The organism is Runella sp. (assembly GCF_027484545.1).
In the GTDB taxonomy this organism is placed as follows: Bacteria; Bacteroidota; Bacteroidia; order Cytophagales; family Spirosomataceae; genus Runella.
In genome coordinates this window covers 19,411-40,622 of record NZ_JAIXST010000056.1, presented here as the reverse complement: position 1 = coordinate 40,622, position 21,212 = coordinate 19,411, and the positions used below count along the sequence as shown (strand labels likewise).

The window sequence follows — 21,212 nt, the reverse complement described above, 5'->3', positions numbered from 1 at the left end:
TGTAGAGAATGAACTTAATAACAGGCCAAGAAAAAGACATGATTTTCAAACACCAAATCAAATTTTTAATCAATTAACTAACCATCAAGAAGTTGCATTTGTAACTTGAATCCTGCATCTTAAAAATACGATGATTGGACACAAGATTAGAGCACTAAGAGAAGAAAAAGGGATTAGCCCAAAGGATTTTGCTAATAGGCTTGATATGGATGTCTCCACCCTCAACAGGATTGGAAATTGCAAAATAAACAGCTTCAAACCTAATCTTTTAATAAAAATTGCCGAAAATCTGAACGTAGGTGTAGGGGAACTTTTGGGGCAAAACTCTCCTGTTGCCCTACAACACAACGAACAAGGAGATAATATCAACATATTGCATCAGCAAAATCGGAATGATAGAATGCAAGAACTTCAACAAGAGCTTTTTAAGGCTAAAGATATGCTTATTGAGAGTTTACAACGGCAAATTGAGATACTTAATGAAAAGCTCAAAAATTAAAAAATTGGTAAAAAGCAATGTTTACTTCATTAATTTATGGCTCTTGATTACTGGAAATACTTTCAACCATTTCTCAAGATTACAAAAATAGATTTGAGCCTCTGGCCTCAAAGTTCTAACTTTGCAGCACGATATGTTAGTTACAAAACAACAAACTACCAATCACAAATCACCAACCGCGCGGGCGGCCCCGCACAACTCCCCCTTCTGTGGAACACGTCGAACAACTCCCAACCGTCGAAACTGCCAAAAAATTAGGGATTCTTCCCGAAGAATTTGAACAAATCAAGCAGATATTAGGTCGTACGCCTAATTTCACCGAGCTGAGTATTTTCTCAGTCATGTGGTCAGAGCACTGCTCCTATAAAAACTCCATTGTTTGGCTCAAAACCCTCCCGCGCGATTCAGACCGTATGCTTGCAAAAGCCGGCGAAGAAAATGCCGGGCTCGTAGACATCGGAGATGGATTGGCCTGTAGTTTTAAAATTGAATCTCACAATCACCCTTCTGCCCTTGAGCCTTATCAGGGAGCGGCAACGGGGGTAGGCGGAATCAACCGAGATATTTTTACGATGGGTGCTCGTCCCATTGCCCAATTGAACTCCCTTCGCTTCGGCAATCCGGATTTAGCCAAAACCAAATGGCTTGTGAAAGGAGTCGTGAAAGGTATTGGCGATTATGGCAATGCCTTTGGTATTCCGACCGTAGGCGGCGAAGTATTTTTTGACGAATGTTACAATACCAATCCGCTCGTTAATGCCTTTTCGGCAGGTATTGTAAAAGTCGGAGAAGTAGCGAAAGCCATCAGTTATGGCGTTGGGAACCCTGTGTTTATTGTTGGCTCTGCCACGGGAAAAGACGGTATTGGCGGAGCAAGTTTTGCTTCGGAAGACATTTCAGAAAAATCTTCGGAAAGACTGCCCGCTGTACAGGTTGGTGACCCTTTTATGGAAAAATTACTGTTGGAGGCTTCCTTAGAAATCATTCGTACGGGGTATGTTATTGGTATTCAGGACATGGGTGCGGCAGGAATTATCTGCTCTACATCTGAAATGAGCGCCAAAGGCGAACACGGAATGGTTATTGACCTGGATAAGGTTCCCACTCGTCAAGCCAATATGAAAGGCTGGGAAATTTTGTTGTCAGAGTCGCAAGAACGAATGTTGGTTGTTGTTGAAAAAGGCAAAGAAGACATCATAAAAGGAATTTTTGATAAGTGGGATTTGCATTGTGCCCAAATTGGAGAAGTAGTGGAAGGAGGTCGCCTGCATTTCTTACAACACGGCGAAATCATTGCTGACGTACCTGCGCATGACTTGGTATTAGGTGGCGGAGCACCGCAAAATCACCGTGAATACCGTGAGCCGGCTTATTTTCAAGAATTTAAGAAATTTGATATTAACTCTGTTCCTGATACAAATTCACCCTCAGGCGTGAGTGCTGTTGCGAAACATTTGCTTTCACACCCTAACATTGCTTCTAAAAAATGGGTCTATGAGCAATATGATTCAACGGTTGGAACGGCCAATCGCACGACCAATCGCCCTTCCGACGCAGGCGTTGTCCGAATTCGTGATGTGGAACGCCCTCATTATCAAAAAAGTATTGCCATGACGGTGGATTGCAACGCCCGTTATGTCAACGCAGACCCGTTTGTAGGAGCTCAGATTGCCGTAGCCGAAGCGGCCCGTAATTTAGTCTGTACTGGTTCGGAACCTTTGGCCGTTACCAATAACCTTAATTTCGGTAATCCTTACGTCCCTGAAGTATATTGGCAATTTGTAAATGCGGTACAGGGAATGGGAAAAGCCTGTAAAAAATTCGGAACGCCGGTAACGGGTGGAAACGTAAGTTTTTACAATCAATCATCCGACGACGGTCCGGTATTTCCAACGCCAACCATTGGAATGATCGGTTTGATTGAAAACCCTGAGAACCAAATGACGTTGGATTTCAAAAACGAAGGGGATTTAATTTATCTCGTAGGGCAGTCACAAAATGACATTGCGTCGTCCGAATACCTTTATTCTTATCGTGGATTAAAAGCCTCTCCGGCCCCTGCGTTTGATTTAAACGAAGAATTTGATTTACAACAAGCCGTTGGAAGTCTAATCAGCAAGCAATTGGTGCAATCAGTACATGATGTATCAGACGGAGGTTTGTTCATTGCCTTGGCTGAATCAGCCTTGCCTCGCGGATTAGGTTTTGACGTAGTAACGATGGACGATTACCGCAAAGATGCTTTCTTATTCGGTGAATCCCAAAGCCGGGTAGTAGTCAGTGTCAGTCCTGACAAGCAGGCTGAATTCCAGAAGGTAGTAGGAGGAGAATTAAAAACCGTTCACGCCTTACTTGGAAAAGTTACCTCAACCGGTTTTGTCGTTGATAAAGAATCCGTTATCTCCACTTCGGAAGCTAAAGATTTATACGATAATTCATTGGGGAAACTGATGAATTAAAGCTTTCAATCTAAAAGTCAAGGAAATAAAAACGCCGACAGGACAAAACCTGTCGGCGTTTTTTATGGCAAAGTTTTGAAAATCCTTATATTTGAAAAGTAAAGCACAACAACTATGGCAACGACAGCGCAGCAAATTCCTGAAAGCCTTATTTATGAAGAGTTTGGTGGTCGAGTCTATTACCGGAGAGGCTATCGACAGGTATTATTAGGGCTTAAAACAAAAGAAGAAATAATGGGTAGCAGTATTTTTCAATCACTTATTGTACAGGCAGTTGTGTTTTATTTGAAAACCATTCTTCCGAGAAAACAGTATTGGGTACCTACCAACGAAGCCGGTTTACATCTGAACCACAAGCAAAACCTGTCGAATGACATTGTCATTGTAGAAAAAAGCAAACTTATTGACCCATTTTCAGAGAAATACAGCAACGTGCCTCCTAAATTCATCATTGAAGTTGACATAAAAATAGACCCCAAAGATTACCAAGACGAACCGCCCACGGGTACGGAGATGGATTACATCCTGGAGAAATCGGGGCAATTGTTAGATTTTGGGGTAGAGGGCATTGTATGGATTTTGACCAAAGGACGCCGAATTATTGTTATTAAATCTCACCGAATTGTAGAAATTTTTCAGTGGAATGAAACGATTCCTTTGTTTGATGATTATTCGTTTTGCCTGCAACAAATCTTAGAAGACGAAGATATTTTGCCACCTGTTTCCGAATAATCATCCTGTCAGGATACTTACTATTTTTAGTTATTGCATTGACCTAATACATACCACAATACAATAAATATAAGGACAGTACTGAAGCAACCGCCTCCCAATTTTTTAGCACCGTAGCCGGCAAGCAATCCTCTGAATAGGTTATTCATTTGTTCGGGTTTGTTTATGATTAGAAATTAGGAGTACTTCCAAAAAAATAGCCCATCAATGACTACAAAATAATTGTGGAATTATTTACCCATTATGAGTAGTTCCTCCCACATTTGTAAGATTATTATCTTATAAATCGAATCACTAAAATCTCCAGTAACAAAAACAACAAAGCTGCCCAAAGAAAGTATTTCCAAAGGCTAACGCCCACATTTTGTTTTTGGAATTCTTTCACAAAATCTCCGTCGGCCACATTATCAAAAATCTGAACATTGGGTTGATTTGCAAAAATTCGTCTCAGTTCATCGGGTGAATAATAGTCCAATTGCGATTCCTGATTGTCGTGGTTAAAGGCTAATAACTGCTGCGTTTGCCCGTCTTTTTGCAACTCATAATAGCCCGACTCCAATTCCTGGTCAACATTCAGTTGATTGCTTTTGGGAAGTTCAATGATGAGTTGGTTTCCGTTGAGACGCTGCACCGGAATCAGTTCTATCTTGTCTTTTTTAAGCTTATAAATCGTATTTTGAGGCGCTTCGGGTACGGTTAGCGTAATGGTATTTTCGTCAAATGAATAAGCTGTGCGCTGTTCACGGACGCTTTGCGCCGCAATTTTGTACATAACGGGAACAAAAAGAGCATTTTGTGCAAAATTACCAAAGGCCTCCGTCAGAGGATTCGCCAATACATACACTTTGCCGCGTTGCGCCGTAGATTGACTCAGGAATACATCACCGCTCCGCAAATTCAACAGCTTGGCTCCGCCCGCCTGCCACTGCCATACGGGCTTTGAGACAGGCAATTCGAGATTTTCCTGCCGAATGGATTGTTCAAATACGTCACTGAAGAAAGGACTATTCCGTTCGGGATTGGCCAAAGGAATGGACTCTTCTGAAGGACGTTCAAGTAATCCTGACACCCCCAATGCAGACAAGAACCCGCCATAAGTAGCCAAATCAGGATTGGAAGGCGGGATTACCATTACACTTCCACCTCGACGGACAAAGTTCTCTATTTCAGAACGCATCGCCCCTTCCACTCGCTCTACACTTTCAAGCACCACTAAATCAGATTGCTTTAGCAAACCAATATCCGCATTACCGGCATTGAGACTGCGTAAGGTAAAAAGGCTGTCGTTGTCAAATACATTCTCTACAGCCTTGGATGAATTGGTTTGACCATAGAGATGCAACACACGAATGACAGGAGAAGCATTGAGGACAAAAAAGTATTCGTTATCAAACGTTATCGGCAAGTCGTCGAAAGTTACGCGGCCTCGCTTGAAACCTTTGCCGCGAACGGTGAAGTTGAAAGCGGTGGTGGCCGAACCTTTGGGGGCCAAACTCACCGGAGCCGTTGAAACCTGTACATCGTCCAAAAATAACTTCACCACCAGATTCTGCACATCGTCGTTTCCGGCGTTGCTGACACGTACGTACAAAATGTTATTCTGAAACTCTCTCACAAAAGGCGTATTGAGCCACACCGAGTCCACATACACGTTTTGAGTCGCTTTGGCTTGTACAGGTACAATGAAAAGTCGGTTTGTAGAATCAATTTTGATAGTGGAAAGGTCTCCTGACGTGCTTTTTTGAAAGTCAGAAAACCAAAACAATTGATTCTTCCCACTTCCCGCATGACGGGCCAAAATATTGGTTTGTCGCTTATAAACGCTGGGTAATGTACGCGGTGTATGCGACAGTTTAAGCGTTGTCAGACGGTCTTTGATTCGGTCGGTGGTTGTGAGTTGCTGTTCCTGAGCATCAAAATCATTGGTAAGCAGTTGTAAACGAGTTGCATTCCGAAACAACGTCAGCAATTGGTCCAACTTTCCCGTTGCAATGTCCAGGTAGCGTTGATTATTTTCTTCGTTTTGCATCGAAAACGAATTATCAATGTACGCACTCGTTACACTTTGCGCATTGGTACCTGACTTGTTTTGGCTCGGCAAATACGGCTGAGCAAATGCAAATGCCAAAGCAGCAAGGGCCAGTACACGCGTTGCTAAAATAAGGTATTGTTTCAGACGTCGGAACGAACTGGTTTCCATCTCGACGCTTTTTAAAAGCGATACGTTAGAAAAATAAATGCGTCGTGTACGCCGGAAGTTGAACAGGTGAATGGCGATAGGCACCGCCACGGCCAGTAAACTCCACAAAAAGGTCGGAAAAAGAAACTGCATTCAGGTTTGGTGTTAGCGTAGTCGTTAGATGTCTAACGCAAATATCGTGCAAACGGTTTATATTACCACTAAAATCAAATTCCAGCAATTACCTTGTTGATTTTTGCAAGGCCTGTTTTGGCTACTTGCAACGCATCTTGGGCGTAGTAGGATTTGTTAAATACTTCCAACGACAGCACAATCGGGCGATCCGGATTTTTAATAATTTTCAGGATTTGACCAATCGGTGCAATGCCATCGCCCGGATATACACGGTCAGCATCGACAATGGTTTCTTTTGGAAAACCAGCGGCATAATCATTGATGTGAAAAATCTCAATCCCAAGTTTACCTACCAATTTCAGGCTGTCTAAACTGGAGCCACCTTTGTATAGATGATACACATCCAACAGCAAGCGCGCCGACGGGTGACCGCTTTGAATGGCTACGTACATGACCTCGCTCAAAAGATTAAGGTTTTTAGAAAACCCCCACAGTTCCAACTGGGGAATGACGCCGGTTTGGTCACTGATTTCGAGAATAGTTCGGTAACGCTCTGCGGCTTTAAGCAGGTCAATACGAGGCGATTGGGGGGATTGTGCACCGACAGGCGGCGTAGCCACCCGCATACATCCCACTTGGGCCAACAGTTCCATCTCCCGTTTGAGCTGGTCAACGCCTTTGGTGCGAGCTGTTTCATCATCAACAATCCAGGCGGCAAAACCGATGGCATTTTCGATTTTAATACCTAAGTCATCCGCAATTTTTCGGGCTTGAGCAGGCGTATTTCCACTTTTCACAAACTCCTGAAGTGTCTCCATCCAAACTTCAACGGAGCGAAAACCCGCTTTGGAAGCCGTTTCCAATTCTTTCACAAATCCTAACTTTTGCCCCCGAATGGTGCTCATATTGAGGCATGGAACAAAAGAAGGTGATTTTACAGCGGCAGTTGAAGTTTCGGGCAAAAGGCTTGCTCCGGCAGTAGAGGCAAGTACAGCAAGGGCTTGGCGGCGGGAAGTGGGCATAATTATAAGTAAATAAGGTTCAGATATTTTACTAAAGACTTCTAACATCAAAATTTATTGCTCCAATGGCTAAAAAACTTGCTTACGAATCCTAATCCCTGTTATTTATTACAAAAAAAGCCTGACTTAAGGGTCAGGCTTCAAGCATTTAATACAAAAATTTTAGAATTTCAACGGGACGGAGAAACCTGAAGTATCCCATGCAAATACAAGCGCATTGTCTCCCACTTTAAAATTCAACTTCTCTGCCGATTCTTTGTTTGTAACTGCAGGCACTGTTACACGCAAAACGTCTTTGTCCTGCTTGTAGTTATAAGCACCCCACTGTTTTGGTTCGCTGTTGAGAATAACCACCCATTCTTTCTCACCCGGAATTGTAAATAGGCTATATTCACCTGCTTTTACGGCTTTCCCGCCAAACATACCATCTTTTTTGAAGGTAATAACGGTGGCTTCGTCGGCACCTGTACGCCATACTTTACCGTATTTTTCAAGGCTTTGGCTCCCTTCAGCTCCAAAAATAACCCGTCCTTTTTTAGAAGGTTGACCAAACGTTATTTTAACATCTTTCCCGTCGACTGTCGTATGGGGACTGGCAGGGGGATTTTGGCTGCAGGCAAAATTGAGTGCAATAAGTGACAAAAAGAGGGCGAATACTGAATTTTTCATCTTTGGCTTAAAATTTGGTTAAATTGAACTTTATGGTAACGATATTCGATTTAAAAAATTATCAGAGAGACTCAAAATATTTAAATAACGCAATTAAACTACCTTCGTTATTGGGGCTTAGTTCTTTTGTCTTTGCAAACGCTTCCACTGTTTTGCCATGCTCACCAAATAATCTAAAAATGCGTTTGCTCAAGGGTATTTCTTTAAATTTCCCCTCATTGATAAGGTAATATTTTACTGATTTTATAAATTCGCCTTCATACTCATTTTCGCCTCCTTCTGATTCGTAGCCCGTTTTTTGAATGGGCCTGTTGAGTTGCAGCAAACATTGATGTTCTTTCAGAATCAGGCTTTTGCCTTCATAAATGGATTCGTAATACCTGTCTTTGAATTGCCTGAAAGTATGGCCTTCCATGGAGAATCCAATGGGTTTTATAGAAACAGCACTTTCAGTAGGATTATTCACCATATATACTTCATCCTTCTGAACATTGTAAGCCATTGTAAAATTTAAACTCGCCCCGTTATCGGTCAAAAGTACTCCTTTATACCAACCGTTTTTAAAAAAAGGAGTGCCTTTATAGACTTTTACAAACTCTTGATTTGTGCGATTTATTAAATCTTGGGTATTATAATACGCGACTAAAACCGTATCGCCTTTTTTATTGATTTCTATTTTCGTATTGCTGTCAGGTGTTTTAATGACCTGCACAAAGTAATTATAGACATTTTTTTCCTGAGAATTAGAAGACAATCCCCAACAAAGCGAAAAGAGAATAAGCAGAAAAGTTTTCATTTAACGTGCTTAAACCTTACAACAACTCATTATTTTACTATATTTTCAAACAATTATTCAATTTTACAAACTTTTTTCAATTTTGAAAATATTCTGCCTAGTAAATATTTCTTTCAAGCAATTTATAATGAAGGATTCTGCATTGATTTAAACGAAACAAAGGTTGTATGTGGAGACACAGACAAGGGCAGAGATTCGTAACTCGTCATTCGCTCATTTGTCATTCGGACTAAGCCAATTTATAACGTTCAAATCGAATCAAGGTAGCATAGCCATGGGTAGTTTCCAAAACCTGTGAACTCCCTTTTAATTTTTTGCTTAAAATTTTGACGAGATTGGTGCCAAACGAAGTGCTGTTTTTTAACTCAGGGGCTTGATGCCGCCCTACTCCATCGTCGTTTACCTGAAGGCAAAGTTTTTTTGAAGCATCTTCACACAGCGCTATTTGTATGATTCCTGAACGCCTGTCGGGGAATGCGTACTTCAACGAATTTGTCACCAATTCATTGATAATCAAACCAATAGGAATTGCCGTATCTACATCAAGCTGAAGCGGCTGAAGGTTATAGCTAATTTGAATTCGATCATCATCAGATAATCCGTAAGAATCAAGCAATGAATTTCCAAGATTATGAATGTAATCGACCATATCAACAGCCGCTACATTCTCTCCCATGTACAGTTTTTGGTGAATCAACCCCATGGCTTCCACCCGACTTTGTCCCTCCCGAACAGCGTCCAATGCCGCCTCATCCTTTATATAGCGTCCCTGTAGATGAAGCAAACTCGCCAGAACCTGCAAGTTATTTTTGACTCGGTGGTGAATTTCTTTGATCAGGTATTCTTTTTCCTGATTGCGTTTTCGCAATGTCCGGATCAGAATAAACAACATGGCCCCCACCAACAAGGTGAGGGCCAGAAAAATAGTTAAAGCCCAAAGCTTATTATGATCCTCTTCCAATAAATCACGCTGTCGCTTAATTTCCTCTTCTTTCTGTTCGGTTTCAAACTGAGTTTTCAGTCTTGCCATTTGGAGATTGTTCTGCTCATTCAGCAAGCTGTCTCCCATAATTGTCGTCAATTTTTGGAAGTAATACGCTGAATCATATTTGCTGATAGCTCCATAGGCTTCTGCAAGTAACTGATAATTTTCGACCGCCTTATCCAATTGCTGCGTTTGCCTTATCAATCTCCGATTCTCAAAATGATAGGGCAACGCTTTATTGTATTTCCCTACCAGATTATAGACATGTCCAATGTTACCAAGGCAGGAAAGCACTAACCCAGTAAAACCCGCTTTCCGGGCAATTTTTAAACTTTCACGATAATCGTCCAGTGCCCGATCGTAACGTTTCAAGTATTTATAAACATTAGCACGGCTATTCAGCGAAAGCGCTACATCAATTTCAGAAGATAATTTACGCCGAATTGCCAAGCCTTCATTCTGAAAATTCAGGGCTTTAGGATAGTCTCCCAATTGAAGCCAGGCATCGCCGAGTGATTGTGCCGAATAGGCAAGATTATCTAAAAGGTTTTGTTTCTTCTGAAGGTCATACGCTTTCTGAGCGTAGTTTGCCGCATCTTCAAACTTTTGCTGTGAGTAAAAAATGACCGAAATATCACTGTATACACTTGCCAAACCGACGGAATCGTTGAATTTTCGGTAAATTTCGAGGGCTTTAAACGCATATCTCAGAGCTTTTTCAAAATCTCCGAGGTAATTATAAACCCACCTGATTTTGCTGTAAACTTTAGCAATGGATTTTTGATTGTTCTGATTTTCGAACCCCTGAAGCGCTTTATTGAAGTAAAACAAGGCAGAATCTGGCTGGCTTAGGTTTGCACTTGAGCGACCAATACCCATTTCCAATTCTGGTATCCGGGTTTCCGCATTTACTTGTTTTGCAAGATGATACGATTGGTGCAAAAGTACCTTTTCCTGCTTCAAATCAAAGCTGCTGTACGCCTCTGACAATTGATATAATCTTCTTATTTTAACCGTATCATCAGGTAAATTCTTGACTACTTTCAATAAACTGTCCAATCCTGCCTTCTGAGAGAAAACAGGGCAGGATACTACTATTAAAAACAATTGAAGCAGAAATACATTTTTCACGGGATCAGCTTATTTTTTTTATACGACCCATTATTTCTTCTCTGATGGATTTACTGACGGGAATTTGTTTTTTAGCAATGTGCAAATACAAATCTCCAATTTGCTCCACATGTTTCAAATTTACAATAAAGGAGCGATGAACCCGCAGAAACTCTGGTAGATTTTTCAGGGTTTCATTGAATTTCCCGAGCGTTTGTAAAATCTGAATCTCCCGATTTTTCGTACAAACTTTACAATAATAATCATCGGCTTCTATCCACAGAATATCCTGATAAAACAACCGTTCCATCCGGTCTTTGGTTTTGACAAATACTCGATCGTGAAGGATGAACGTATTTTCATTTTCAGGAGCCGTGGTGAGTTTTTTATTTTCCTGAGACGACTGACTTATCGCTAATTCAATGGCATGTTTTAAATCTCTTCCACGAAAAGGTTTTGATAAAAAAGCGGCCGGGTACCTACTTTTGGCTCTTATAAAAGTAGATTCGTCGGTATTATCCGTCAGAAAAATAATAGGTAACTGAACTACTTTATCGATTTGGCGTACCGTTTCTATTCCATCCCATTTACCGGCCAACTGAACATCCATAATCACTAAATCTGGCACTTCCTTCTTAATTACTTCAAAAGCTTCCTCCCCTTGGTCGTAGGGCCCTATTACAGAATATCCTATTTCCAGTAGGCGGTCTTCGAGGTCGGCAGCAATAATTGGGTCATCTTCTACAATGAGTATTCGGGTTTTATCCATTTGGATACTGAAAATATAATTTTTCTAACGTATGGTCTGAGTATGCTTCCTGAGGTTTTTCCCCTTTATCTAAGTACTAAGTCAAAATTAAGTTAATTTGATTAAAACCTACCATCAAAGAGTGCGATTTAGGATTTTTAATTATTTAAAGGTAGAATTCAGAAGACAGCCGGAAGGTTCAACTCACCCATTAAAAAATAAAGCGGTCATCCTAAATAGATGACCGCTTACTGATAATTGATAAATTGCTTACCGATTTTTACCTTTTCCGGGATTTACTTTACATCCCCGTAGTACTGAATGGTAAGGGTTGTAATGTCGTCAAACTGAGCATTTTCGCCAATAAACTCTTTTAATTGTACCCGGATTACGGAATTGATTTCGCGGGGAGATTCATCATTAATGAACGAAGTCAGGATTTGTTCCGCGTTTTTGAGACCAAAACGTTCCCCCGCCGCATTGTTGGCATCCGGAACTCCGTCGGTGTATAGAAACAGCGTATCTCCCGGTTGAAGGGTAAGTTGCTGCGAGTGATAATCAAACGTAGGATCAATGCCCAAGGCCATTCCCATCGTTTTTTTCACGATTTCCACTCCTTTACCTTTTCTCATAATGAAAGGAGGCTCGTGGCCGGCATCTACGTATTCCACCACACCGGTCTTCAAATCCAATATTCCAACAAACGCAGTTACAAACATAAAGGAGTCGTTGTCTTCTGATAAAAATGCGTTGACCTGCTTTACTTCTTCGGCAATATTTTCAAAACTCCGGTGTAAAAAGTGGGTTTTGAAGATGGCTTTCGTAATGGCCATGAACATACAGGCCGGCACGCCTTTATCAGAGACATCACCAATGATAAAAAACAGGTGATCTTCATCCATCATAAAGAAATCGAACAAATCCCCGCCTACTGACTTTGCCGGTTCCAGAAAACCATGTAAATCCAGATCTTTTCGTTGCGGGAAGGGAGGAAAAATCTTGGGCAGCATCGCCTGCTGAATATCGCGGGCTATCAACAAATCATTCTGGATCGAGACCAATTGATCGCGCTCTTTCTGATGCTGATTAATCATTTCGATATACCCCACCGTTTTATCGATGGTAATCTCTAAGTCTTCGAAATTGATGGGTTTGTTAATAAAATCAAAAGCACCTAAGTTCATGGCCCGGCGAATATTGTCCATGTCGCCGTGGGCCGACACCATCACTGCTTTCAGTCGCGCTTTATTCATTTCGTTCAGTTTTGACAAGAATGTCAAACCATCCATTTCGGGCATGTTAATATCCGAAAGTACAATGTCAATATCGTTGTTGGCTTCAATGGCTTCCAATGCTTCAAAGCCATTGTGCACAAAAATAAATTCAAATCTTTTTTCCCGTATTTGTTTTCTGAATCGGGTCTGAATTAACATTTCCATGTCCAATTCATCATCCATACTGAGTATCTTGATGCTCATCGTCGTTTTAATTTGGGGTGAGTTTTCTTAACTTTTTAAATCAACAGGTAGGTTATGTCATTTAATCATTAAAGATAAAGTTCTTTTTATAAATTAAGGGGTAATTGAATGGTAAATTCGGTAAAATTTCCGGGTTCAGAGACTACACTCAAGTGACCTTTGTGCATGACCGTAACAATGTCTCGACTCAAGGCCAATCCCAAGCCGGAACCTTTGCCGACGGGCTTGGTTGTAAAAAAAAGGGTAAATATTTTTTCTTTGACCGCATCCGGAATGCCCATCCCATTATCCCTGATTTTGATTTCAATCAGATCAGTTAATCTCACTGCACTCACGGCAAGTTGCGGGGTATAGCCCTCCAGCGCCAATTTACGCTTTTCATTGATGGCGTAGCAGGCATTGTTGACCAAATTCAACACCACCCGGCTTATTTCAGTAGCTGCCAATTTGACCAGACCCACGGCCGGGTCCAGTTGAAAAAGAAAGGATACGTTGAAAGAACGATCTTCTCCCCTGATTCCCTGATACGCCAGTTTGGTAAACTCTTCCAAAAGCTGATTCAGATCGACCGGCTCAAATTGAACCGTTTTGTTTTCCGATCGGGTCTGGGCCAACATGCTTTGAATTATTCGCCCGATACGCCCCCCGTTTTCGCCTACCTTCGTATTAACCCCTTCTAATTTATTGAGCAAAAAAAGAAGGTCTTCCTGTTCATCTTCTGTAAGCGGCTGTCCCTGTTTTTTCTCCAAAATTTCTTTTATTTCACCCACTAAATCGACCGAAAGTCGGGAAAAATTATTGATAAAATTGAGTGGATTCTGAATTTCGTGAAGTATCCCCGCCGTTAACTGACCGATTTCAGCCAATTTGTTGATTTGCACAAAACGCTCTTTGAACTCATCCAACTCTTCATTTGGCTGCCCATCTTTTTGTTGGAGCAAAGCATCGCTTTGTTCCCCGTCTATCAATTTGTTAGCTTTTTCCATGTACGTTTCGTGATTAGGAAGGAAACTTATTTACCGTTGGCAAAACAATCACTACCTCCGTAAATTCGCCCTCTTTGGAATAAATTTCAATTTTACCTTTGTGCATTTCAATAATGTCTTTACTCATAAATAACCCTAAGCCAGTGCCTTTGGAAGTAGGCTTAGTGGTAAAAAACGGGCTAAAAAGTCTCTCTAAATCACGTCGCGGAATGCCTTTGCCATTGTCTTTTATTTTTAAGTAAATTTCATCTTTCACTAATTCAGTAGACACCTGCACCTGTGGAGAAAACGTTTTACTAAGCTTACCTTTCTCATAAATCGTGTAAAAAGAATTGTCCAGAAGACTCAAAATCACATCACCCAGTTCAGGCGGCAAAATCTTGGTTTTGACCGATTCCTTTTCCAAATTGAATACTAAATCTCCGTTAAAATCCTTATTGTTTACCTGAAAATCATGCAGTGCGGTTTTTGCCCGGCTTTCTACAAACGCGTTGAGGTCGGTTTCAAAAAAGTCGCTTGATTTTTCTTTCAGCAACTTCTGCATGTCTTTTACAATGCGCGTGGTACTGTTGCCATGGTCATAGATTTTTGAAACACTGTTTTTGATCAAATCCAGTACATCGTACAAATCATCTTTGATTTCATCCGCTACCGAATTCTCATTTTTTGAAATCATTTCATTCAACTCATCTACCAACAGTTTTGATGACTCCGAAAAATTGTTGATGTAGTTGAGGGGATTCAAAATACGGTCGACAATCCCTTTGGTTAATTGTCCGACCGAAGCCAGTCTTTCCTGCCTGATTAATTCTTCCTGGGTGTCTTTTAAATTGGTAAGCGTTTTTTCAAGGTTTTCTAATATCCGGGTTTTAATGTAGGCCGCAATCAAGTGTTCTTTCAGGTTTTTGATCATGTTGAAATCTCGCTGATCAAATGCATTGGAACGGGCGCAGTTTTCGAGCGTAATAAAACCTTCGATTTGACTATCGACTTTGATAACAATCGCAATCATTGACTTCGGAGTCATCAATTGATCTACCGCATTGTTCAGTTTATCGTATTTAATGTCATTTTTGAAATAGATATCTTCGTATACTTCGAGGGCTTCGTACAAATAGCGGTTTTCGGCTTCTTCGTGACTCAACTCAACGGAGGCGACCAACCCTAGCGCATTGGAACCGTACAGTGCTTTGAACCGAAAGCTGTTGGTTTCCTTATCAAAAATCAACGCGCTCGCATTGTCCATGTTTCGGATGATTTTCAGGCGCGTCAATACGGTTTGAAACAGATTGGCGAAATTGATTTCGGCATTAATCGCCTGCACGATGATGTCAATCTTTTCGAGTTGGTCGTTTTTGGTCGTCAGTTCTTTCGATTGCTTTTCGAGCTCGACTTTCTGGCTCACCACTTCTTCGGTACGCTCTTTGATGAGATTTTCCAATTCCATTTTTTCACGTTCCAACACCCGCAATCGCCACCGGACTGCGTAATAGATAATGGCACTGAACAAAATAAAATACAGCAAGATAGCCCACCACTTTAAGTACAGGGGCGTCTGCACGGTAAATTGTACGATGGCCTCTTCGCTTTGTATCCCGTAAATATTTTTTGCTTTTACTCGAAACCGATAATCGCCGGACGGCAGGTGGGTATATTCTTTTTGCGACTGCGATGTCCACTCTGACCAAGCCTTATCAAAATTTTCGAGATAGTATTGAAACACCAATACCTCGCTTGCGTGGTAATTGGGAGCCGAGAATTCAAATCGAATGTTATTATTTTGATAGTCCAAATCTATTTCCTGAACCGCCAAGTCAGACTTTGCAGCGGCGGTATCAGTCGGATACCCGTTGTAAAGTACATTTTCTCCTTTTATGGTCACTTTCCGAATCAAAGCCGCATACGTACGCTGATAATCTCGGCTCATGGTAAGGTCATACCGAATGACCCCTTCCGGACCGCCAAACCAAATCAAATTATTGTTATCGGGGTAAATGACGTTCAAAGGAATATCGGCAATGGGTAAAAAAGACGAGGTAAGTTTTCGGTACGGTTTTTTGTCCTGCCCTGTTTTAAGGTAAGCCGTCACCATTTTTTCATCTCCCTGAGTCGTCCAAATATTCCCTTTATCGTCTTCTACGATATTTCCTTTCCAGTAAACGGTAGAGGAGTTTTCGGTTTGAAAAAGATTGTAAGGTTCAAATCGGTCTTTTTGATTATCGTATCTAAACGTTCCTTTTTGATTATAAGCAATCAATCCCTGCGATGTATAGGTGACACGGTTGTACGACATTGGCGGCAAACCTTCCTTGGCAGCATACTTTTTCACTTCGTAGGTTTTCGCATTCACTTTAAAAAGTCCATCCGACAGGGTTTCGAGCCAAATCGTGCCATCGGCGTCTTCCGCAATGCCCATGATTTGCTCGTTGATGGCTCCAATCAATCGGTACTCTCCGCCTTTTCCATTTTTCATGTTTATCATACCGAGCCCACTTTGCTGGCCCACGTATAAATGAAAAGGATTCACTCTCGATGCCTGAAGACATAGCGTGTAAAAAGGAGTGATTTTTTGAACACCGCTTTCTGAGACCTGCACCAAACCTTTATTGGTTGCCACAAACAGGGCTCCTCCCACGACTTCCAAATCAAAACAACTGGCATTGACCGCTGGAATGGGATTTACGGTAAAATCTTTGAGGGAAAAAAGACCGTTAAGGGTTCCTACGTACAACCGTCCGTTGGCTCTTGCAATGCCTTTCACTTCTCCTTTAAGATTTGAAAACTCATTGAATCGCTCAATGGGCGAAGATATATCGATGGATACAATCCCGTTATTCAGCGCTAACCACAAGGCTCCTTCCCGATCGCAGAACATAGCATTGACCTGCATATCCTGCAAATAATCATTGTCTTTGATTCGATTGACAATTTGCCCGTTGGGAGTTATTACCACAACTCCTTCTTTGAGCGTTCCAATGGCCAAATTACCATTTTCCAACACCTGTCCCGCCGTAGTCTGATTCGCAATCAAATAGCTATTGACCGGGCAATCAAACGTACGAATGGTATTATTTGCTAATTTGAATAATCCCTGACTGCTGGTAAGGAGTAACAATTGGCCGTCTGCAGTTGGAAATACGGCAGTCATATCAAAAATAACGGGTGTCAGAGGGGCCTTTTCTATGGGTACCAATCTTTGTCCCTCAAAAAAATGGGGACCTCCGTCTTTCAACAAAACAATGATTTTCTGATTGGCATAAAAGGAAGACAAAATAGTACCGCCTACCTGAAATTCCTTGACACCCTTTGAGTCTAACAGAAAAATATGATGTTGAGCCACAAAATAAATCCCTGCCTCTGTTTGAAAAACAGTCAATATTTGCCCAAACTCAGCTTTCACATCTTTACTGAGGCCTTCAAAACCAAGGGTTCCGGTGCTATCAGGTTTCAAATACCCGAATTCCCCTTTTGCTCCCACAAACACCCGTCCAAATTTACTCACGCACAAAGCGGACACTTTGGTGATGGTTCCGGTTGGGATGGTTCGCCACGAAACCCCGTCGTATTCAAGTACGCCCGCAAAATTTCCAAAATACATCAATCCCCGTTGGTCCTGCGCCACTGCAAAGTTCTGACCATGAGCATTGTATTCTTTGGGATTGTACATCTTACTGAGTGGAATCCCTTTTTTTTTTTTTTTTTTATTGCTTTGTCCCCATGCTCCCCCACCCCACAGCAGTACCGCAAGCAATGCAAACCAGCCACGTACAAAAACTGACGCTTGCTTATACCTCTTCGGTTGTTGGTACGTTGACAATTTGTTTTTCATTAATTCAAAAAAATAGCTCATTACACTTCAGAATCAGGCCGCTAAGGCCCGTTCTTCTCGGTGAGAAAAGATATCGGCGATTAGGTTATAAATTAAATAGGGGTCTAAAAGTATAATTTCGGCATTGGATAAGGCTCTGATAGACTCTAACTTCGTAGTGGGCGGCGGCTCAGGGGCATGATACCAATAGTCCCACTCTCCTACGGGATGGGTGGTACCATCGGTTTCGATGAGTTCGATAGTTCCGTATGATACAATCAGAAAAGGGATTCCGTCCACACAATACGAATTCAGCTCAACAACATCTCCTTGGTTTAGACGAAACGATCGCAAGGTAGCTGCCACCGGGATAAGGGAGTCGGGAGGTAACTTTGCCAATAACTCTATCTTTCGTACTGATTTCAATTTATTGACTAACAACTCCTCCCCATCCACACTGTTTTCAATCGTATGACAATACTCTATCTCCTGAGTCACTTCCCGAAACTGGGCGATTTCTTTAAAATCAGCCAAAGCGTCTGGATATAGCTTTTTCAACACATACAGAGCAGTTTCAGCAATAATTTCCACCCCCGAATTGGCACAAGCAACCAGCAAATATTCGTATTCAGATTCCGGAAAATCCAAGAGATTTTGAATTCCTACCGCTTTGAGTGAGCTCGAAATTTGGGAAAAATCTTTGTTAACAATGTCCACGATCCGGTCTTCAACCGATAAATGTTGTTGTGGGTAATTCTCCTGGCACTTTTGCAATTTGTCCGAAAGAGGTAAGTCATCAAAAAGAGGCATCAGCTTTACCCGCATATCTTCCGTAAGTGCCATATTGAAGATTTCCTGCAAAAAGCCGCGTGTCTCCGGGCTTTTGTTTTCGTACATTTCTTTGATCAAATCAAACCCTTGGTCGCCGTTCAAAATTGCCAATAGATTGAAAAGCTTAGGAGTGGTCTGATAGCTTTCTTCCTCCAATGCTTCTACCAATTGCTCAGTCTCGGGTTGTCCAGTCAAATCCTTTTGAGCAGCCATCAGCCAGACCATTAAAGCCGCTTTTTCGTCTATTTCGGCCGTGATATGAGGGCGTTCCAGCACAGTAGCCCGGTAATGCAATTTTTTCAAAGCCTCATATACCCGATCTCGAATATGTGGGTCAGGGTGATTCATTTTGGCTCTTAAAAATTTGATGGATGCATTACTGTTGATGCACTCAATCACGCAAATAATTTTCAATTGAGAAGCGCGGTCGTTTTCCAGACGATTAAAAAAGCGTTCGAGGTCGGGAATCACCGGCTCACCAATTTCCGCAAGCGCCAAAACCACGGGTTGTTTATAATATTTGGACGAAAGGCTGTTAAACAAATGAGGCCAAAGCTCATTTTTCCGAACCGAGCCTGATGCCAGAATAGCAGCCCGTTTTACATGATGATTTTTGTCATGGAGAAGTTCTTCCAAGTATTTAAACGCAAAATAGCGTCCCGATTTTCCCAGCAAATACACCGCCTGCAATCGTTCATCGGGGTCTTTTGATTGAGCCATTTTGATAATAGACTCAAAATCAAGGCGTTTTACAGGCATCTCCAGCACTACTTCTTCCACCGTCGGTAAGAGTTCGTCTTCTACCTGCCTGCGACGTTTTTTCAAAAATGTATTGGTACCGGCCAATACATTTCTCAACGTATTCCGATAAAGCGTTTGAGTAGTTAAGGCAATCCAAACCCATCCCACCAAAATAAAGAGAAAAATATAGGAAAGGTAAATGGTATCAATAAACGTGAAATAGGTAAGAGCAAGCAGAAAAACCCCGGCCAAAATGCTGCCGATGGCTTTTGGTCCTCCTTCTATTCGACTTTGCAACTCCAATCTTTCTACGGGCTCAATGGGTTGAAACAACAACTGAAAGGAGGGTTCACTGATTGATTTTCGCAAAGCACTCATAAAAAACCGGCTCATGACAATGAACGCGAAAAACACGTAGGTGGCGCCGTAAAAGGACCCATACATGGCTGCAAAGGCAAAGAAGACGGTCAGGGACAGGGGTAAAATGACCAATCCCAATTTCAGGCCGTATTTTTCAATGATGCGTCCGTACAAAAAGAACTTAATAAACAATTCAATTTCCGCACACATACTGAAAAATACCCCTAAAAAACCTGCCAGCAATTCTTTATCCGGAAACACACTTTTTGACTCAATGGCAAAGACATATTCTACATAAAACAAGCCGAAAACGGGCAAAATCGCCAGTAGAAAAATCGCCGTATAATAAGGCGTTTTAAAAAAATATTTCCAGTTTTTATCCTCCCTTCCCTCGTGTGAATGGGCTACAACGGAGAGCTCCGAATTGTATTTTTTTGAAATAAGGATGGACAATACTACACAAATCATCAACGCTCCCAGCGAAACATAGAGCAGGCCGTGTGTGGTGGTAAAACGCAACAGCAAAGGCACTGACAGATAACTTAAAATGGAGGAAACGACGTCCCCCGTCGTAATGAAGCTGATGAGTCGCCGGGCTTGTTCATGATTGAAAATCCGGGAAACAATCGCCCAAAACGAAAGACCATTGACAAAAACAAAGACCCGATTCCAAATGAAAAGGAAAAAATAAACCCATTTATTACCAGTCACAAAATGCACAATAAGCAGAATAATAACCGATGCAATCAGAAACAGAATCAAGGAAAGGGAGATTTTTGAAAAATAGACCCGTTTTTGAAATTTAGAGACTGCATACCCCAATACATAGACAATGATTCCACTGACAATGTACGATTTGGGAAGCATCGTTCGGTCAAAACTATCCAGAAACAGTGACATGGTAGCCGTATAAAAAATAGCTACCGCTCCCCCCATAAAAAAGGAGTACAACATGAAAGGTCTGACAACAGCAATATCGCCCTGTTTCAGATTGAGGAGGTCAAATATTTCCTGTTTTTTAATCATTCAATGGGATTAGTTTAAGGAAAATAGGCAAAGGGCAAAAAATAAATCACCAAAAAATGCTTTACAAATCTAATTTCATTAGAAAAAAGGGCCGTTCGGGCATTTCAGGAATGTTTTTAAGTTGAGAAATCAACGAAAACCCAAGTTTTTCCAGTGAATTCAAACGAGACAACTGAGGAAAGGCAATTATCACTTTTGATCCGTGCTGCGATGCGGCCTTTATCCGTTCATTGTCCAGAATTTTGGAAAAACCTCTTCCTCGAAACATGGGGTCTACTACCAATCGATTGATGGACGCAATCGGACTTCTACTGAAAATAGGCAAGTGTTCTTCGTGTAAAAAATCGGCATAAGGCACCTCCTCAACATACTCATGAAAACTCAGTCGGGCTGCCGCAACAATGATTCGATTTTTAGTAATAATCCAATGACGGGCATTTTGATCCAATGAGTCAATCCAGGCATCTTTTGAAAAAAAAAGCGGGTCCACTCCGTTCTCATTCCGCCAAGCCTTGATTCTAAATCGGCCGACTTCCTCTATCAAGTCAGGAGAATGCCCTGCTGAGAGTTCAAATCCATCGGGCAATAATGTGGTCTTGTGCTTTTCCATCGCCAATACATCAATCACATTGGGTAAAGTACTCATAT

Annotated in this window: 14 protein-coding genes; 3 read left to right on the top strand and 11 right to left on the bottom strand. The window is 41.6% G+C overall.

Annotated elements, in window-relative coordinates; all coding sequences use genetic code 11:
- Nucleotides 1-130: 130 nt before the first annotated feature.
- The 3 genes from Q0081_RS05230 to Q0081_RS05220 all read left to right on the top strand — a co-directional run bounded on the left by Q0081_RS05230 (nt 131) and on the right by Q0081_RS05220 (nt 3,690).
- Nucleotides 131-499: a helix-turn-helix domain-containing protein gene (locus Q0081_RS05230; RefSeq protein WP_298350056.1), complete on the top strand. Its 369-nt coding sequence runs from the start codon at nt 131-133 to the stop codon at nt 497-499.
- 209 nt (nt 500-708) lie between these two features.
- On the top strand, nt 709-2,958 hold the full coding sequence (gene purL, locus Q0081_RS05225) for a phosphoribosylformylglycinamidine synthase subunit PurL (RefSeq protein WP_298350054.1): 2,250 nt from the start codon (nt 709-711) through the stop codon (nt 2,956-2,958).
- Nucleotides 2,959-3,072: 114 nt separating this feature from the next.
- The gene (locus Q0081_RS05220; RefSeq protein WP_298350053.1) at nt 3,073-3,690 is read left to right on the top strand and encodes a hypothetical protein; all 618 of its coding nucleotides are present in this window, start codon (nt 3,073-3,075) and stop codon (nt 3,688-3,690) included.
- A 274-nt stretch (nt 3,691-3,964) separates the two neighbouring features.
- Here Q0081_RS05220 and Q0081_RS05215 read toward each other — a convergent pair whose 3' ends face one another.
- From Q0081_RS05215 to Q0081_RS05165, 11 genes are all read right to left on the bottom strand, one after another.
- A complete protein-coding gene (locus Q0081_RS05215; protein ID WP_298350052.1) occupies nt 3,965-6,022 on the bottom strand; it encodes a BatA domain-containing protein in 2,058 nt (685 codons plus the stop codon).
- A gap of 74 nt (nt 6,023-6,096) precedes the next feature.
- Complete coding sequence (locus tag Q0081_RS05210; RefSeq protein WP_298350051.1) at nt 6,097-7,026, bottom strand: sugar phosphate isomerase/epimerase; 930 nt, start codon at nt 7,024-7,026, stop codon at nt 6,097-6,099.
- A gap of 162 nt (nt 7,027-7,188) precedes the next feature.
- Nucleotides 7,189-7,695 (bottom strand): DUF2911 domain-containing protein, encoded by a 507-nt coding sequence (locus tag Q0081_RS05205; protein ID WP_298350049.1) that lies wholly within the window; start codon nt 7,693-7,695, stop codon nt 7,189-7,191.
- Between the two features lie 61 nt (nt 7,696-7,756).
- The gene (locus Q0081_RS05200; RefSeq protein WP_298350047.1) at nt 7,757-8,491 is read right to left on the bottom strand and encodes a hypothetical protein; all 735 of its coding nucleotides are present in this window, start codon (nt 8,489-8,491) and stop codon (nt 7,757-7,759) included.
- Nucleotides 8,492-8,720: 229 nt separating this feature from the next.
- Complete coding sequence (locus Q0081_RS05195) at nt 8,721-10,607, bottom strand: tetratricopeptide repeat protein (RefSeq protein WP_298350045.1); 1,887 nt, start codon at nt 10,605-10,607, stop codon at nt 8,721-8,723.
- A gap of 4 nt (nt 10,608-10,611) precedes the next feature.
- Complete coding sequence (locus tag Q0081_RS05190) at nt 10,612-11,355, bottom strand: LytTR family DNA-binding domain-containing protein (protein WP_298350044.1); 744 nt, start codon at nt 11,353-11,355, stop codon at nt 10,612-10,614.
- A 275-nt stretch (nt 11,356-11,630) separates the two neighbouring features.
- Nucleotides 11,631-12,812: a PP2C family protein-serine/threonine phosphatase gene (locus tag Q0081_RS05185; RefSeq protein WP_298350043.1), complete on the bottom strand. Its 1,182-nt coding sequence runs from the start codon at nt 12,810-12,812 to the stop codon at nt 11,631-11,633.
- Nucleotides 12,813-12,898: 86 nt separating this feature from the next.
- Nucleotides 12,899-13,798, bottom strand: coding sequence for a sensor histidine kinase (locus Q0081_RS05180; protein WP_298350042.1), 900 nt, complete (start codon nt 13,796-13,798; stop codon nt 12,899-12,901).
- 13 nt (nt 13,799-13,811) lie between these two features.
- The gene (locus Q0081_RS05175) at nt 13,812-17,615 is read right to left on the bottom strand and encodes an ATP-binding protein (RefSeq protein ID WP_298350041.1); all 3,804 of its coding nucleotides are present in this window, start codon (nt 17,613-17,615) and stop codon (nt 13,812-13,814) included.
- Nucleotides 17,616-17,660: 45 nt separating this feature from the next.
- A complete protein-coding gene (locus tag Q0081_RS05170; protein ID WP_298350040.1) occupies nt 17,661-20,564 on the bottom strand; it encodes a HEAT repeat domain-containing protein in 2,904 nt (967 codons plus the stop codon).
- Nucleotides 20,565-20,625: 61 nt separating this feature from the next.
- Nucleotides 20,626-21,210 (bottom strand): GNAT family N-acetyltransferase, encoded by a 585-nt coding sequence (locus tag Q0081_RS05165; protein WP_298350039.1) that lies wholly within the window; start codon nt 21,208-21,210, stop codon nt 20,626-20,628.
- Nucleotides 21,211-21,212 lie beyond the last annotated feature (2 nt).

Coding starts and splice junctions, on each gene's coding strand:
- Q0081_RS05205 (WP_298350049.1), bottom strand. CDS start 7,695: ATGAAAAATTCAGTATTCGCCCTCTTTTTGTCACTTATTGCACTCAAT.
- Q0081_RS05170 (WP_298350040.1), bottom strand. CDS start 20,564: ATGATTAAAAAACAGGAAATATTTGACCTCCTCAATCTGAAACAGGGC.
- Q0081_RS05230 (WP_298350056.1), top strand. CDS start 131: ATGATTGGACACAAGATTAGAGCACTAAGAGAAGAAAAAGGGATTAGC.
- Q0081_RS05220 (WP_298350053.1), top strand. CDS start 3,073: ATGGCAACGACAGCGCAGCAAATTCCTGAAAGCCTTATTTATGAAGAG.
- Q0081_RS05180 (WP_298350042.1), bottom strand. CDS start 13,798: ATGGAAAAAGCTAACAAATTGATAGACGGGGAACAAAGCGATGCTTTG.
- Q0081_RS05210 (WP_298350051.1), bottom strand. CDS start 7,026: ATGCCCACTTCCCGCCGCCAAGCCCTTGCTGTACTTGCCTCTACTGCC.
- Q0081_RS05165 (WP_298350039.1), bottom strand. CDS start 21,210: ATGAGTACTTTACCCAATGTGATTGATGTATTGGCGATGGAAAAGCAC.
- Q0081_RS05200 (WP_298350047.1), bottom strand. CDS start 8,491: ATGAAAACTTTTCTGCTTATTCTCTTTTCGCTTTGTTGGGGATTGTCT.
- Q0081_RS05215 (WP_298350052.1), bottom strand. CDS start 6,022: ATGCAGTTTCTTTTTCCGACCTTTTTGTGGAGTTTACTGGCCGTGGCG.
- Q0081_RS05185 (WP_298350043.1), bottom strand. CDS start 12,812: ATGAGCATCAAGATACTCAGTATGGATGATGAATTGGACATGGAAATG.
- Q0081_RS05190 (WP_298350044.1), bottom strand. CDS start 11,355: ATGGATAAAACCCGAATACTCATTGTAGAAGATGACCCAATTATTGCT.